The organism is Methylobacterium sp. UNCCL125, from assembly GCF_900116795.1.
Taxonomy (GTDB): domain Bacteria; phylum Pseudomonadota; class Alphaproteobacteria; order Rhizobiales; family Beijerinckiaceae; genus Methylobacterium; species Methylobacterium fujisawaense.
In genome coordinates this window covers 1-14,309 of the sequence record NZ_FPBW01000032.1, presented here as the reverse complement: position 1 = coordinate 14,309, position 14,309 = coordinate 1, and the positions used below count along the sequence as shown (strand labels likewise).

Annotated in this window: 13 protein-coding genes, 1 pseudogene and 1 other annotated feature; of the genes and pseudogenes, 7 read left to right on the top strand and 7 right to left on the bottom strand. The window is 70.5% G+C overall.

From position 1 onward, the window contains the following. Position 1: 1 nt before the first annotated feature. The 6 genes from BM396_RS26075 to BM396_RS26050 all read right to left on the bottom strand — a co-directional run bounded on the left by BM396_RS26075 (position 2) and on the right by BM396_RS26050 (position 5,660). Entirely contained in the window at positions 2 to 922 is a 921-nt protein-coding gene (locus tag BM396_RS26075) for a tetratricopeptide repeat protein (protein WP_043386175.1), read from the bottom strand. Beyond that, complete coding sequence (locus tag BM396_RS26070) at positions 922 to 1,851, bottom strand: VWA domain-containing protein (RefSeq protein WP_043386178.1); 930 nt, start codon at positions 1,849 to 1,851, stop codon at positions 922 to 924. The genes BM396_RS26075 and BM396_RS26070 overlap by 1 nt, the downstream gene beginning before the upstream one ends. Before the next feature lie 172 nt (positions 1,852 to 2,023). After that, the gene (locus BM396_RS26065) at positions 2,024 to 3,061 is read right to left on the bottom strand and encodes a VWA domain-containing protein (protein ID WP_170867507.1); all 1,038 of its coding nucleotides are present in this window, start codon (positions 3,059 to 3,061) and stop codon (positions 2,024 to 2,026) included. Then, positions 3,058 to 3,531, bottom strand: a complete 474-nt coding sequence (locus BM396_RS26060; protein ID WP_051976194.1) for a DUF4381 family protein — start codon at positions 3,529 to 3,531, stop codon at positions 3,058 to 3,060. Before BM396_RS26060 ends, BM396_RS26065 begins: the two co-directional genes overlap by 4 nt. A gap of 24 nt (positions 3,532 to 3,555) precedes the next feature. Beyond that, on the bottom strand, positions 3,556 to 4,425 hold the full coding sequence (locus tag BM396_RS26055) for a DUF58 domain-containing protein (protein ID WP_043386180.1): 870 nt from the start codon (positions 4,423 to 4,425) through the stop codon (positions 3,556 to 3,558). 233 nt (positions 4,426 to 4,658) lie between these two features. Next, positions 4,659 to 5,660, bottom strand: coding sequence for an AAA family ATPase (locus tag BM396_RS26050; RefSeq protein ID WP_051976195.1), 1,002 nt, complete (start codon positions 5,658 to 5,660; stop codon positions 4,659 to 4,661). 251 nt (positions 5,661 to 5,911) lie between these two features. On the opposite strand from BM396_RS26050, the gene BM396_RS26045 reads away from it, so the two are divergent. From BM396_RS26045 to BM396_RS32960, 3 genes are all read left to right on the top strand, one after another. After that, positions 5,912 to 6,622: an MgtC/SapB family protein gene (locus BM396_RS26045; protein WP_043346286.1), complete on the top strand. Its 711-nt coding sequence runs from the start codon at positions 5,912 to 5,914 to the stop codon at positions 6,620 to 6,622. Between the two features lie 204 nt (positions 6,623 to 6,826). Continuing rightward, positions 6,827 to 6,882 (top strand) — a sequence feature (sul1 is cis-regulatory element that is thought to sense ions involved in sulfur or methionine metabolism; They are found in Alphaproteobacteria). A gap of 114 nt (positions 6,883 to 6,996) precedes the next feature. After that, on the top strand, positions 6,997 to 8,478 hold the full coding sequence (locus tag BM396_RS26040) for a SulP family inorganic anion transporter (RefSeq protein WP_091995031.1): 1,482 nt from the start codon (positions 6,997 to 6,999) through the stop codon (positions 8,476 to 8,478). A gap of 440 nt (positions 8,479 to 8,918) precedes the next feature. Next, positions 8,919 to 9,077: a hypothetical protein gene (locus BM396_RS32960; protein ID WP_158713328.1), complete on the top strand. Its 159-nt coding sequence runs from the start codon at positions 8,919 to 8,921 to the stop codon at positions 9,075 to 9,077. Between the two features lie 29 nt (positions 9,078 to 9,106). Here BM396_RS32960 and BM396_RS26035 read toward each other — a convergent pair whose 3' ends face one another. Then, positions 9,107 to 10,486: an HD-GYP domain-containing protein gene (locus BM396_RS26035; RefSeq protein WP_043346292.1), complete on the bottom strand. Its 1,380-nt coding sequence runs from the start codon at positions 10,484 to 10,486 to the stop codon at positions 9,107 to 9,109. A gap of 158 nt (positions 10,487 to 10,644) precedes the next feature. Between BM396_RS26035 and BM396_RS33475 the strand changes: the two are divergent. The 4 genes and pseudogenes from BM396_RS33475 to BM396_RS26020 form a co-directional block, all read left to right on the top strand. Continuing rightward, positions 10,645 to 11,051: pseudogene (locus BM396_RS33475) on the top strand (hypothetical protein); the annotation flags it as partial. Between the two features lie 569 nt (positions 11,052 to 11,620). Beyond that, positions 11,621 to 12,484 (top strand): flagellar motor stator protein MotA, encoded by an 864-nt coding sequence (gene motA, locus BM396_RS26030; protein WP_043346294.1) that lies wholly within the window; start codon positions 11,621 to 11,623, stop codon positions 12,482 to 12,484. Positions 12,485 to 12,506: 22 nt separating this feature from the next. Further along, positions 12,507 to 13,367, top strand: coding sequence for a flagellar motor protein MotB (locus tag BM396_RS26025; RefSeq protein ID WP_043346296.1), 861 nt, complete (start codon positions 12,507 to 12,509; stop codon positions 13,365 to 13,367). Between the two features lie 700 nt (positions 13,368 to 14,067). After that, on the top strand, positions 14,068 to 14,309 hold a 242-nt coding region (locus tag BM396_RS26020), incomplete at its 3' end, for a DUF1835 domain-containing protein (RefSeq protein ID WP_139239544.1).

The following is a 14,309-nucleotide window of genomic DNA, read 5'->3' as shown; positions in this document are numbered from 1 at the left end:
CTCACCACGGGTTGCTCCCGGCGGGAATCGCGGTGCCGGCCTCGACCCGGCGGGTCTGCTCGGCGCGCAGGCGCAGCTTGAGATAGCGGCCGGGATCGTCCGGCAGGGTCTGGAGCCAGAGCCGGTCCGGTCGGATCTCGTGGGCCTCGAAGCTCTTGGTCACCCGGCGGACCTCGCGCTCGGGCGCCTCGGCCACCATGGCGGAACCGCCCCCGGTCCGGCCCCGGCCCGCCGCGTCGCCGGCCGAGCCCCGGGCCTGGCCCTTGCCGGTGTCGATCGATTGCTGCTCGGCCTTGCCCCGGCGGGACACCTTGCTGTTGCCGGGCAGCGACGCGCTGGCGTTCGATTCCTTGTTGCCGGCGAGCCCCTCGCCGCTGGAGGCGGCGTTGATGTCGTTGTTCTGGTCCTGGTTGGCGGTGTTGTTGTAGCGGGCGCCGTACTGGGCGGTGCCGTTGGCGATGCCGCCGCCGGGCCCGCGATCGATCACCTCGGCCCGCATCCGGGCGATCAGCGAGCGGTTGGCCTGGGCGTCGGCGTCGCGGGGGTTGAAGCGCAGGGCCTCGTCGTAGGCCGCCAGCGCGCCCTCGAGGTCGCCCGCCTTCGCGAGCGCGTTGCCGAGATTGTAGGTCGCGCGCCGCCCGCCGGTGCGGAACAGCGCGATCGCGTCCGCGTAGCGGCCGGCCTCGTAGAGCGCGGCGGCGCGCCAGGCCGGATCGACGAAGACGTCCGCGGCCAGCCCCGGCAGGCCGAGGCCCATCAGCAGGCGCCCGAAGCCGGTCCGGGGCTGCGAGACGGCGAGCAGCGCCAGGAGGCCGATCCCCGCCAGCGCCAGGCCGGCGATCCGGGCGCGGCGGCGCCAGCGCGGCGGCAGGCCGGCGCGGAGCGGGACGGCGAAGCCCGTGTCGGGGAGGGTGAGCCGCATCAGGCGCTCCTGCGGAACAGGACCAGGACCGGCAGGGCCGCCAGCAGCAGAAGCCAGCGCCCGAGATCCGCATAGGCCAGCACGCCGTAGCCGCCCGCCGCGAGGTGCTGACTGAGCCCGGCGCCGACCGCGTCGAGCACCGGGCCGGGGGTCGCGATGTCGGCGACGGTGCCGCCGCCGGCCCGGACGAGGGCGTCGAGGGCGGCCCGGTCGGGCTTCGGCGCGCCGGGCGGCAGCGGCTTGTCGGCGGGGACGAACAGCGCCTGGAGCCGCCAGCCGTGCTCGGCGATGGCGCGGGCCTCGCGGGTGGCGGCCTCGCCGATGCCGTCGCCGTCGCTGATCAGCACCACGTCGGCCGCCACGACGTTGGCCTCCGCCAGGGTGCGGCGGGCCAGCGCCAGCCCGCGCTCGGGATGGGTGCCGCGGTCCGGCACCGTGTCGGCATCGAGGGCGAACAGGGTTGTGCCGAGGCTGTCGCGGTCGGTGGTGGGGGAGGCGGCGAGGTAGGCGTCGCCCGCGTAGACCACGAGGGCGACCGCCCGGGTGCCGGCGGCCTCGGCGACGGCGGCGGCGGCCTGCCGGACGCCCTGGAGGTTGCCGCCCTCCGTGACCGAGCGGGACAGGTCGACGACGATCACGGTCTCGTCGAGGTTGCGGAAGGTCCGCCCGTCCGCCCGCTCCACCGCGGGGCCGGTGAGCGCGAGGGCGATCAGGCCGGCCGCCAGGGCGGCGGCGAGGTTCGCCTGCCGCCGGCCGCCCAGCACCGCGCCGGTGCGGGCGAGATGGGCCATCAGCGCCGGATCCACCGCCCGGGCCCAGTCGCCCAACGGCGCCGAGCGCCACGCGGCTCGGAGCGCCAGCAGGACGACCACCGGGATCGCCAGGAACCACCAGGGGCGCAGCAGCGCGAAGGCGTCGAGGAAGCTCATCGGGCGGCGTCTCCCACCCGGATCCCCTCATCCCGAGGTGACCGCGCAGCGGGCCTCGAAGGAGGGCTCCAGGGATCGCGCGGCCGGCGGGAGGGCTCCTTCGAGGCCTCCGCTGCGCTCGGGCACCTCAGGATGAGGGCGTGTGCCGGACAGGCGGCGAAACGTGGATCCATCACGCCCCCCTCCGGCTGGCCAGCAGGGCGGCGGCGGCCAGCAGCGCCAGGGCGGCCGGCCAGGGCCAGAGGTCCCGGCGCAGGGGCAAGGGCGGAGCCAGGGCGCGGCCGCCCTCCAGCCGGTCGATGGCGTCGGCGACGCGGACCAGATCCTCGGTGGTGCGCACCCGGAACGCCTCGCCGCCGCTCGCCTGCGCCATGTCGCGCAGGGTCTCGGTGTCGACCACGTCCTGCTCGCCATCGGCATCGGCCATGTCGCGGGGCCCCAGCGCGATGGTGTAGATCTTGATGCCCAGCGTCTTGGCGAGGTCCGCCACGTCCTTGGGGGCGGTCTGACCGGCATTGTTGGCGCCGTCCGAGAGCAGGATCACGGCTTTCGCGGCCTTGGCACCGGACTGCCTCCCGGAGGCGGCCTCGCCGTCCGCATCCCGCGGGTCCAGGCGGCGCAGGGCGAGGCCGAGGCCGTCGCCGATCCCGGTGGAGCGGCCGCTGATGCCGATCGTCGCCTCGTCGAGGGCGCGGGCGACCGCGGCGGTGTCGAAACTCAGGGCCGCCGCCACGTAGGCCTGGTCGGCGAAGATCACGAGGCCGATCCGGTCCCCGGCCCGGCGGCGGATGAAGTCGGTGCCGACGCGCTTGACCGCGGTGAGCCGGTTCACGGTCTCGCCGTCGAGGGCGAAGTCGCGCCGCTCCATCGAGCCCGACAGGTCCATGGCGATCATGATCTCGCGGCCCGAGGCCGGGAGCGCGGCCGCCGGCATGACGAGGCGCGGACCCGACAGGGCCGCCACCAGGGCGATCCAGAGCGTCCAGGTCAGCAGGGCCCGCCGCCGCCCCCGGGCCGCGAGGTCGGCGCCGGAGCGCGCCCCGCCCACCAGCGTGCCGGGCACGCGCAGGGCGCCGCTGCCGCCCTCGGGCTCGGCCGGGATCAGGCGGGCGGCCAGCAGGGGCAGGGGGAGGGCCAGGAGCGCCCAGGGCGCGGCGCAGTCGAAGGCCGACAGGAGGGCGCTGAGCCACGTGGGCAGGAACGCGCTCATGCCCGCAGCCGTCCGATCAGGCGGCCGAGTTCGGCGTCCAGGGCGTCGAGGTCGGGATCCTGCCGCCGGTACAGCCCGTCGGCGAGCACCCGGCCGGCGCCCCGGGTGAAGAAATCGGTCCTGAACAGCGCGTCCAGGCGGGCGGCCCAGTCGGCGCCCGTCGCCCGGGCCTCGGTCTCGCCGCCGAGGGTCCGGCCGAGACGGCGCAGGAGCCGGGCCTGGGCGACGAGGCGCGCCTCCGGATCGAGATTCCGGCTCCGGGCGAGTTCGGCCAGCGCCGCCCGGCGGATGCCGGCCCGCGCCCGGCCGCGCCCGTAGCGGACAAGCCCCACCAGCAGGGCGGCAAGGAAGCCCAGAGCCGCCGCGGCGACGACCTCCCCCTGCAGGGCGCCGGCGGCGCCGCCGGGCAGATGCAGGCCCCGGAGCTGTTCGAGGGACAGGGGAATCTCGGCGGGAGTGACGGGGTTCATCGGATCGGACCGCCGTGTCGGACCTCACAGCACCGCATCGAGGCGCTCCATGAGCGGCGCGTAGGCCTCCGGGCCGGTCTCGACGTCGAGGCGCACGCCCGCGATGCCGCGCCTGGCATAGTCGGCGAGCCGGGCCTCGGCGGATTCGCCCGCCGGCCCGGCCGCCGTCGGCAGCGCGGTCCCGCGGCGGCCATCCGCGAGGGCGAAGGGGTAGTATCCCGGTGGCCGGGCGCGCTCGAAGGCGTCGCTCACCAGGATCAGCCGGATGGCGATCCGCTCGGCGAGCAGCGTCAGGAGCTCGTCGAAGCCCGGGCCGGGATCGTCGAGGGCGCTGGCGATGACGAGGTGGCCGCCGGCCGGCAGCAGGCTGCGGGCGAGGGCGAGGGTCGCCTCGAGCGGCGGCTCCGCGTGGGCCCGCGAACCGGACTCGGTCCCGAGGGCGTCGGCATGGGCCTGGGCGAGGGCGCCGGTCACCGCGATCATGGCGCGCTCGCCGCCCGCCGGCCGCAGCACGGTCGGCGCGCCGGCCGAGGCCACCGCGAGGCCGACCCGGCCGCCATCGGCCGCGACCCGCCAGCCGAGCAGCGCCAGGGCCTCGGCGGCCGCCACCGAGCGCAGGGCCCGGCGGGTGCCGAACAGCATGGAGGGCCGGAAATCGGCGAGCAGCACCACGGCGCGGTCGCGCTCGTCGTGGTGGGTGCGGACATGCAGCTGCCCGGTGCGGGCCGTGGCGTTGCGGTCGATGAAGCGGCGGTCGTCGCCCTCGGACCAGAGGCGGACATCCTCCGGCTCGGAGCCGCGGCCGCGGCGCCGGGTGACGATGCCGCCGGGCAGCCCTGCCAGGGTCCGGGTGGCGGGCGCGGAACCCCGCCGGGCGAGGTGGCGCAGGCCCATCAGCGCCTCGCCCGAGAGGTGGATGCCCGCGGCGCTTCCCGTTCCTCCCCCCTTTGCGGGGGCCCCGGCCGTCAGGCCGGGTCGGGCGAGGGGAGCGACGCTTCCGGACGGGTCGCGACGGGCGCCATTTCCCGATCCGTCGCGCTGCCCCGCTCCCCCGCTGCCGCGCAGGGTCTCCTCCCCCGCAGAGGGGGGCGGGGAAGCACGTCCCGGAATCCGGAGCCCGAACACCGTCAGAGCGCCCGCACCCGCTGCACCAGTTCGCCGACGAGGCCGCGCGCCGTCTTGCCCTCGGCGGCCGCCCGCCAGGTCAGGCCGATGCGGTGGGACAGGGCGTCCCGGGCGAGGTCCGTGACGTCCTCGGGGATGACGTGGTCGCGGCCCCGCAGCCAGGCCCGGGCCTTGCCGGCCATCATCAGCGCCAGAGTGCCCCGCGGCGAGGCCGGGTGCTCGATCATGGCGCGCAGGTCCGGGGCCGCCGCATCCGTGCGGGTCGCCGCCACCAGCCGCACGAGATAGTCCTTGAGGGCCGGCGACACGTAGGTGGAGAGCGCCGCCTCCCGGGCCGCGCGCACATCCGCCAGCGACAACCGCATGGTCATGGCGTCGACGTGGTGGGTGATCTCGCCCTCCACGAGGTCGAGGATCGCCCGCTCCGTGGTCTCGTCGGGCATGTCGACCACGACGTGCAGCAGGAAGCGGTCGAGCTGCGCCTCCGGCAGCGGGAAGGTGCCGGCATGCTCGATCGGGTTCTGGGTCGCCACGACCATGAACGGATCGGACAGGCGGTGGGTGGTCCCTGAGACCGTCACCTGCCCCTCGGCCATGGATTCGAGGAGCGCCGACTGCACCTTCGGCGGCGCGCGGTTGACCTCGTCCACCAGCACGAGGGCGTGGAACAGGGGCCCCGGCAGGAACTCGAACGTGCCGCTGTCCTGGCGCCAGACGGTGGTGCCGGTGAGATCGGCCGGCATCAGGTCCGGGGTGCACTGGATGCGCGCGAAGGAGCCGTCGAGCCCGTCGGCGAGCCGCTTGACCGCGCGGGTCTTGGCCAGCCCCGGCGCGCCCTCGATCAGCAGGTGGCCGCCGGTGAGCAGCCCGATCAGCAGGCGCTCGACGAGGCCGGCGCTGCCGATCAGGCCGCGCTCCAGCCCCTCGCGGAGCGCCATGACGCGGCCGTGCAGGGCGTCGTCGGGAACGGTGTCGGGCCGACGCTCGGCGAGGGCGCCGCTCATACGCGGACGCATCCTGTGCGGCAGGATCTTGCGCTGCGGGATCTTGCGCGGACCCCGTCCGCCGCTCGGGCCGTGTGCTGCATCCTGCACGTCTCCTCGACCGGGTCCCGAATTCTTAAGGGATCCTCAGGCTCTTGCCGGTGTGCCCGCTGCCCGGTGCGGCCGTCAATCCCGGTTCGGATACGCTTACGGATCCGGGCCGGGCCATGGTGTCACGGTTTCGTCACCTCCCCGCTCCCATGAGACCGCGGATGATCAGCTACACCGCCCTCCCCGAAGAACTGAAATCCGCCATCGGCCTGCTCGTGGCCTTCGTGCTCGGCACGATCATCGGGGCCGAACGCCAGTACCGGCAACGCACCGCGGGCCTGCGGACGGCCGTGCTGGTCGCGGTGGGAGCGAGCGCCTTCGTGGATCTCGGCATGCGGCTCACCGGCCCGGACGGGGGCGTCCGCACGGTGGCCTATGTGATCTCCGGCATCGGCTTCCTCGGCGCCGGCGTGATCATGAAGGAGGGCATGAACGTCCGCGGCCTCAACACGGCCGCGACCCTGTGGTGCTCGGCGGCCGTCGGGGCGTTCTGCGGTGCGGACCTGCCCCTGGAGGCCGTGTTCGTGATGGTGACGGTTCTGGCCTGCAACACCGCGCTCCGGCCGCTGGTGAATGCCATCAACCGCGCGCCGATTCGCGAATCCGCCACCGAGGCGACCTACGAGGTCCAGGTCACCACGGCGCCCGGCGAGGCCGGTCCGGCGCAGGATCTGCTGGTGGAGCGCCTGGAGGCTGCGAACTACCCGGTCGGCAGCGTCGAGGTGGAGGAGCGGGGCGAGACCGCGGTGGATGTGGTGGCGACCCTGACGGCCAGCGCGGTGAAGGCCGAGGAGCTCGACGCCGTCACGGCCGAACTGGCCCGCGCCCCGGGCATTCGTCACGCCACGTGGTCGGTCCAGACCGCCGACTGATCTGTTTTCGGGTCACAGCTCGGTCCGTTCGACCGGAGCGGCGGCTGGTTCCGACCTTCCTCGGCCGTACAATGCGGGTTGAATAGGCCCGGTCAGCAGACATGCAAAAGCTGGTACGCCGAAGCCGGTTTTGCGGCGGGGACGCACTGGGTATCGTTCGGATGTTGCAACGCACCAGTCTGGTGATGTACGAGGGGCCATACGACAGGACCCGGTGAAAGCCCGGGTGGCTCTTCCGGCCGCCGATCCGCCGGACCACGCAATCGACGGCGACCGTGTCGCGGACCTCCAAGGAGGCCGACCCGCCGTGTTGCGCCTCCCGCACGGGTTCGCGGACGTCGCGCGTGCGGGACGACGAAAGTCTCCCACCCATCATGAATCTCGTACACCTCCGGAGCGAATGGGCTCCGAACGTCACGCGTGAACTGCTGGCCGGCGCGGTGGTCGCCCTGGCCCTGATCCCCGAGGCCATCGCCTTCTCGATCATCGCCGGTGTCGATCCCAAGGTCGGCCTCTACGCCTCCTTCTGTATCGCCGTGGTCACCGCATTCGCCGGCGGCCGCCCGGCGATGATCTCCGCCGCCACCGGCGCCATGGCGCTCCTCATGGTCGGCCTCGTGAAGGACCACGGCGTCGGCTACCTGTTCGCCGCCACCATCCTCACCGGGCTCCTGCAGATCGTCGCCGGGGCCCTGCACCTGGGCAACCTGATGCGGTTCGTCTCGCGGTCGGTGGTCACCGGTTTCGTCAACGCCTTGGCGATCCTGATCTTCCTGGCGCAGATGCCCGAGCTCCTCGGCCAAGGCACCACGGTCTACGTCATGACCGCCGTTGGCCTCGGCATCATCTACGGGCTGCCGTACCTGACCAAGGCCGTGCCATCACCGCTGGTGACCATCGTCCTGCTCACCGCCGTCTCGATGTACCTCGGCCTCGGCATCCACAGGGTCGGCGACATGGGGGCGCTCCCGAGCGAGCTGCCGTGGGTGGCCCTGCCACAGGTGCCGTTCACCCTCGACACGCTGTGGATCATCCTTCCGGTCTCGCTGACCTTGACCATGGTCGGTTTGCTGGAGAGCTTGATGACCGCGGCCATCGTCGACGAGATGACCGACACGACTTCGAACAAGAACCGTGAATGCGCCGGCCAGGGCGTCGCCAACATCGCTTCCGGGTTCCTCGGCGGCATGGCCGGCTGCGCCATGATCGGGCAATCGGTCATCAACGCCTCCTCCGGCGGCCGCGGGCGCCTCTCGACCCTGTTCTCCGGTGTGTTCCTGCTGTTCCTCATCGTGGTGCTCGGGCCTTACGTGGCGCAGATCCCGATGGCGTCGCTCGTGGCCGTGATGATCATGGTCTCCATCAACACCTTCCAGTGGAAATCCCTGCGCACGCTGGTCACCCATCCGAAGGCGTCGAGCGTGGTCATGCTCGGCACTGTCGCTGTGGTGGTCGCAACTCACGACCTCGCCAAGGGCGTGCTGTTCGGCGTGGTCTTGAGTGGGTTGTTCTTCGCCCACAAGGTCACGAAGTTCTTCGCCGTCCGGTCTTCCCGTGGCGAGGGCGACGTGCGGACCTACCGGATAACCGGGCAGATTTTCTTCGCCACGGCGGAAGCCTTCCACGCCGCCTTCGACTTCCGCGAGGAAGGGCTGACGGGCGTGGTGATCGACCTGCAGGCGGCACACTTCTGGGACATCTCGGCTATCAACGCTCTTGACCGGGTCGTCCTGAAGCTCCGCCACCATGGCATCACGGTCGACGTCGTCGGCATGAACGAGGCGACGGCAACCATGGTCGAGCGTATCGGCACTCACGATAAGCCCGGGGCGACGTTCGCCGTCGGCGGTCACTGATCCAACGGCAGGCCATCCTCGAATCGCGCTGGCGGGCCGAGGATGGCCGATTCCCGGTAAACCCACTCAGAAGCAGTCAGGCTGCTTGCCACCCCCAGCGGTCATTTAGGGGCGACTGTCGACGGGACTGGAACTGGCCGAAAGCGGCCGGTCCGCTTCGGCGCAGGCCCGCCGGAAAGCGGATGGCCTCCTATCGACCCGACGTCGCCCGTGAGGCCGGATCGTGCGGTCCCCGGAAGCGGACGAAGGCGCCCTCCTTCCGGCGGGGCCAGCGTGATGAGGAAAGCTACAACCAGAAAGTAAAACGAGGTTGTATTAAATACAACGGACGTTCCTATCAGAATGTATCGACGCGTCGTGCTCTCTGGGCTCGCAAAGCGGGCGACGTCCGGATGGCAGCCGCCCGCCCTCACGCCTCTCTCCGCCAGGAATCTCGGACCATGATCACCCGCGCCCTCGACGCACTGTGCCTCAGTGCCCTGGGTTCGACGGCCCTGGGATGGGCGGTGCGCACGGTCGTCATCGTGGCATCCCGGACTGTCGCGCCCCGCAGCGAGGCTGCCGGCGGCCGGGCCGGCCCGATGGCGCCGGCCCGGTAGGCAAGAGGATCGGTGAGCGGCGATGCGGCTCAGGCCGCCCGGGCGAGATCCCCTTCGATCGCGGCGAGCGCCCGCTCCAGCGCCGCGAAGCAGGCCGGATCGAACGCTGTGCCGACATCCGCCCGCATGATGCCGAGCGCCTTCTCAAGCGGCATGGCGGCCCGGTAGGGTCGGTCGGCGGTCAGCGCGTCGAACACGTCGGCGACCGAGACGATCCGGATCTCGGGTACGATCGCATCGCCCTTCAGCCCCCGTGGATAGCCCTTGCCGTCCAGCCGCTCATGATGGCCGCCGCCGATACAGGCCATCTCGTGAAACACCGCCACGCGGGCCAGGATGGTCTCCGACAGGGCGGCGTGATTGCGCATGTCCTGCCACTCGGCATCGTCCAGCTTGCCGTTCTTGTCGAGGATCGCGTTCGAGACCCCGAGTTTGCCAATGTCGTGCAGGAGCGCGGCCCGCTTGAGCCAGCGGCGGCGTTCCGCAGTAAAGCCGAGTTCGGCCGCGATCATATCGGCGTAGACCGCGACCCGCTCGGAGTGGCCGGAGGTGAAGGGGCTCTTGGCATCGATGATCTGGGCGAACGCGCGGGCGATGTCGTCGAGGTAGTCCTCGTCCACCGCGATCGGGCTGACCGGTGCCAGGGCGAACACCGCCGCCTCGACCTCATCCGAACCCAGAACCTCCCAGAAGCCGGGTTCGGCCGCGACCGCTTCGAAGCAGGCGACGACCTGCGGGTCGAACCATGTGCCAGAGCGCGCCCGCACCTCGGCGATCGCGGCCGAAGGGCCAGCTGCGGCGTGGAAGACGTCGACCACCTGCGCGAGCAGCGCCACACGGGCGTAGAGCGGGATCGCAGCGCCCGTGAGGCGGTCCGGCCGGCCGCTGCCATTCCAGTGCTCGTCCAGCGCGTGGATGGCGTCGCAGACGCTCGTCGAAAAGCGGAGCTGCCGGGCGATCGCGGCACCGCGCTGGCAGCGGGTCTGTATGAGCTCATCGGCGATCGCTCCGCCGTTCTGCAAGATGTTGAGCACCGCGCGGAACCGTTCGGCCAAGCCTGCCTTCAGGCCCGTGTGAGCGAAGACAAAGCCCAGCACCTTCGGCAAGCTGTCGCTCACCGTCTTGAAGTCACGTTTGAAGCTGAGGTCGTCGGATAGATAGAGCTCGCAGATTCGCGCGGCGTTGCTTGAGCAGCCGAGATCCTTCAGCATGATCGTATGGTAGAGTTCCCATAGCTGAAGGTCGGGCAGGCCCATCGCGCGGCCGATGTGGAAGCCGATCCATGTCGCACGAATGCAATGCCCTACGGGCTGACCTTCCGTCAGATCCAGGGCATGGCTCAAGGCACCCAGGATTTCCGACAGGTGTACGGTCTGTGTCTCTGCGTCACCGCTCGCCACGATTCGCATTGGTATAGCCCAAACTCGTGCCTTATAGGCCGAATGACTATCTCCCAAAAATAATGAAACCGTTCATCGACGGTCGTTCCCATGCGTCCTCATCTCGGCCGGGGACCGCCGCAAAACCACCCTGAGCGTTGGGGTGGACATCCCCCGACGGCATCGCTGTGCCAGAGCGGGGATGTTGCGACACCCCTGCAGGCGGCCTCCCGGGTGGGGTGAGCACCGGCGGGATCGATCCGGTCGAGTCGATTTTCCAGGGTCACCGCTCGGATGCGAGTGGCACAGCCGTGGGTCGCACGATGCTGCGGCGTGATCCGGGGCGGGCGTTCGTCGCGACACGTCCCCGATGCATGGGCGCGATGGAGATCTGCGCCGGTGCTCGTCACTGGGCATGCGGGATAGACTTGGCCGGTCACGACACGCGGCTCATCCCTCCGGCATGCGTGAAGCCGTTCGCGAAGCGGCAGAAGAGCGCCATGGCCGACGCGGAGGCGATCTGCGGCGCGGCGCCCGACGCTGCGGTTCGCACGGGGATCCCGACACAGCTGGGGCGAGGTCGGCCGGCATGCTGTCGCGCCAGCCGCGCATGCGGGTCACCGTCGCCCTGGCGGACATGATGGCGCGGATCGTCTGGGCGTTGATGGCCCACGGGGCGCCTGCGGAACTCCGGCCACGGCGTAACCGCCATGCCGCGAGGCGGGAGGGATGCGGGGACGGTCGTCCATCGCCCCGCCGTCACGCCTTGTTCGCCGCGGGAAGTCCGAAGCATCGGGTGCCGCTCGCGCACGGTCCATGCACCGGCAAAGCCGAAGCCCTTCACCGGCAAAGCCGAAGCCCCTGCGCAGCCCCCGCATGCCGTCCGAGCCGCAGATCATGCGCGGGCTCTGGGGATGGGGTGGCGGGGATGGAGCGGCAGGCTCGGCGGCTAGGCCCAAGGACCCGTGAACCCGCGCGTTCGCGCGTGCGACACGCCCGCACCCGTCACGCCGGGTCAAACCCGCTCGACTCCACGTTGGGACCGACCGTCCCATAATCCTCCGGCCGCCGCTCTAAACGCAGCATTAACCTTGTTCAGTGATTTGCTGGATCCTTCAAAGCTTCGCGGGGTCCGTACCTGCCGCCGCGCAAGGATGGCAAATCATGCGGCTGATCGTCGGCACACTGATCGTCTTCGTCTGCGTGTTCGGCAGCTACGCGGCGATGGGTGCCCACTTGGCAGTCCTCTGGCAGCCGTTCGAGTTTGTCATCATCCTCGGTGCAGCCATCGGTGCCTTCGTCATCGGCAACACCGGGCCGGTGCTCAAGGCCGTGCCCGCCATGCTGGGCACCCTGATGAAGGGCCCCAAATACACGCAGAACTCCTATGTCGAACTGCTGGGGATGCAGTATTCACTGTTCAAGCTTGCGAAGCAGAAGGGTTCGATGGCGCTCGAGCCGCACATTGAAAACCCGGGCGAGTCGACACTGTTCAACGCCTTTCCGACCTTTGCAGCGAATCATCACGCGGTCGAGTTTGTCTGCGACTACATGCGCATGGTGTCGCTGGGTGCCAACAACGTCCATGAGATCGACGCTCTCATGGATCAGGAACTGGAGACGCACCACCAGGAGCAGGAGCGGGTCGTGTCTGCCATGCAGGCGCTCGCCGACGGAACACCGGCGCTCGGCATCGTCGCCGCCGTGCTCGGCGTGATCAAGACGATGGGGGCGATCAAGGAGCCGCCGGAGGTGCTGGGGCATCTGATCGGCGGCGCGCTCGTCGGCACCTTCTTTGGCGTCTTCGTCGCCTACGGCTTCTTCGGGCCCATGGCGCAGTCGCTCAAGAGCCTCTTCGAGGCCGAATCCAAATACTACCTTTCCCTCAAGGCGGGTCTGCTCGCCCACATCGGCGGCCAGCCGCCGGTCATGGCGATAGAATTTGCCCGCAAGTCTCTGATGAGCGACGTCCGCCCGACCTTCAGCGAAGTGGAAGCGGCAACCGCCGCTCTGCCCGCCCAGATCTGACCCGCTATCCGGCAGGGATTCGATGACCACGATCATCATCAAGAAGGTCAAGAAGGCCGCACACGCCCATCACGGCGGGGCCTGGAAGATCGCCTATGCGGACTTCGTGACCGCCATGATGGCGTTCTTTCTGCTGATGTGGCTGATCAGCATGACGACGCAGGAGCAGAAGATCGGTTTGGCGGAATACTTCTCGCCGGCGGCTTTGAGCCCTGCAACCAGTGGCGCGGGCGGGATCCTGTACGGTACCGCCCTGGACACGTCAGGCAACAAGCCGTCCACGCCCCGCGACGCGGAGCGGGGTTCTGCCGAGCGGGAGGACAGAGTGCGCCCGACCAGTCCGGGCCGCACCAGCGATCTCGATGCCAGCCGCCCGGCCGCCAGCACGGAGGTGAACTACAGCGCCATAGCCAGCCTCCGGCAGGCGCTCCAGACGATGCCCGACATCGCCGAGCTGTCGAAGAACATCGTGATCGAGCAGACCAAGGAGGGCGTGAACGTGTCCCTCGTGGACCAGGACGGCCGCGCCATGTTCCGCGAGGGCTCTGTCGACCCCTACGAGCGCACCCGTCGCGTGCTGGAGGCGCTCGCGCCCGCCCTGCGCCGGCTGCCCAACAGCCTGTCGATAACCGGCCACACGGCCGCCGCACGCCCGGGCTCGGCGCGGACCGCCGAACCCTGGAATCTCACCGCCGGGCGTGCGCTCGCCGTGCGCGAGATCCTGTCGGGTGCCGGGGTTCCCAACGACCACTTCTCGTCCGTGGTGGGACGCGCCGACACCGAGCCGGTTTTCCCCGACAATCCCTACATCGCGCCGAACCGACGGGTGACGATCACTCTGCTCAATGCGAGCCCGCCGGTGCCCCCGAACCTGCTTCGTTGACGACGAGGCGCCGCGCCGCCTCGGACGACAACGGCGAATCGCCGTCGAGGCCGCCCATCGGATCATCGTGGCGCATCACGCGCTTTGCACAGGACCACAGGCTACACCGTCGCTTCTGGCGCGCGTGCGGAGACGGAGCGGGCGGCCTACGAACAGGCCCGGCGTGTCTGCGCCGCGCGCCTTGCGTCAGCGCCCTCAGCGGAGCCACAGGATCCACCCCCAGGGGAGGGGGTCGGCCTGTCGGGATGGCTTGCGAGGCGCGGGAACGAATGGAGGTCGCGGTCAGGCCACGGGCCTCACGGGGCGAGAGACCGTCGAGAAATCAACCCCAGAGATCTGAGCGGCGTCCGCTTCCCCAACCTCGATTTCCGAAAGCGGACCGGCGGCAAACCACCCGTCTGAGACGTTCAGGCGGGCGTTTCTTGATGACAGTTGCCGGCCGAAAACGGAACGACCGCTTCGGAGGAGGCCGGCTGAACAAGCGGACGGCCTCCTATCGACCCAACATGGTCGCCCAGACGCGTCTTCCCTTTGCCCGAAACCGGACGCGAGACCGACGCTTGGCGACGAGGGCTCACGAGACCCAGGGTGCTGTCACCGAACGTTACACAGAAGCCCAGCAGGGTCACACCGCAGCTACGTCGCGTGGTGACAAAGCTTCCAGCCGCCCTGACCACTATGCGGCGATGGAGGATCACAGATGCCCGGTGAGGCCGAAGTCATCCACGTGGCGTGGGGTGCAAGCAGGGCGGACACCATCCGTGACGCTCTTCGGTCACAGGGCGACGAAGCGCGGGTCATCGCGCTCTCGGGCGACCTGAATTTCGGCCCCATCAATCCGCCGGACCCAGATGTTCGACACGCGTGGCTCAGAGCCGTCCTGCGACCCGATCCCTACGCCGACCAGCGCGAGGCAGAGGAGCCATGGATGGAAGCCACGTC

Bases quoted from the DNA above. Each gene is read 5' to 3' on its own strand.
- BM396_RS26055 (WP_043386180.1), bottom strand. From the start codon at position 4,425: ATGGGCCTGCGCCACCTCGCCCGGCGGGGTTCCGCGCCCGCCACCCGG.
- motA (WP_043346294.1), top strand. From the start codon at position 11,621: ATGCGGCTGATCGTCGGCACACTGATCGTCTTCGTCTGCGTGTTCGGC.
- BM396_RS26050 (WP_051976195.1), bottom strand. From the start codon at position 5,660: ATGAGCGGCGCCCTCGCCGAGCGTCGGCCCGACACCGTTCCCGACGAC.
- BM396_RS26040 (WP_091995031.1), top strand. From the start codon at position 6,997: ATGAATCTCGTACACCTCCGGAGCGAATGGGCTCCGAACGTCACGCGT.
- BM396_RS26045 (WP_043346286.1), top strand. From the start codon at position 5,912: ATGATCAGCTACACCGCCCTCCCCGAAGAACTGAAATCCGCCATCGGC.
- BM396_RS26035 (WP_043346292.1), bottom strand. From the start codon at position 10,486: ATGCGAATCGTGGCGAGCGGTGACGCAGAGACACAGACCGTACACCTG.
- BM396_RS26025 (WP_043346296.1), top strand. From the start codon at position 12,507: ATGACCACGATCATCATCAAGAAGGTCAAGAAGGCCGCACACGCCCAT.
- BM396_RS26075 (WP_043386175.1), bottom strand. From the start codon at position 922: ATGCGGCTCACCCTCCCCGACACGGGCTTCGCCGTCCCGCTCCGCGCC.
- BM396_RS32960 (WP_158713328.1), top strand. From the start codon at position 8,919: ATGATCACCCGCGCCCTCGACGCACTGTGCCTCAGTGCCCTGGGTTCG.
- BM396_RS26065 (WP_170867507.1), bottom strand. From the start codon at position 3,061: ATGAGCGCGTTCCTGCCCACGTGGCTCAGCGCCCTCCTGTCGGCCTTC.
- BM396_RS26070 (WP_043386178.1), bottom strand. From the start codon at position 1,851: ATGAGCTTCCTCGACGCCTTCGCGCTGCTGCGCCCCTGGTGGTTCCTG.
- BM396_RS26060 (WP_051976194.1), bottom strand. From the start codon at position 3,531: ATGAACCCCGTCACTCCCGCCGAGATTCCCCTGTCCCTCGAACAGCTC.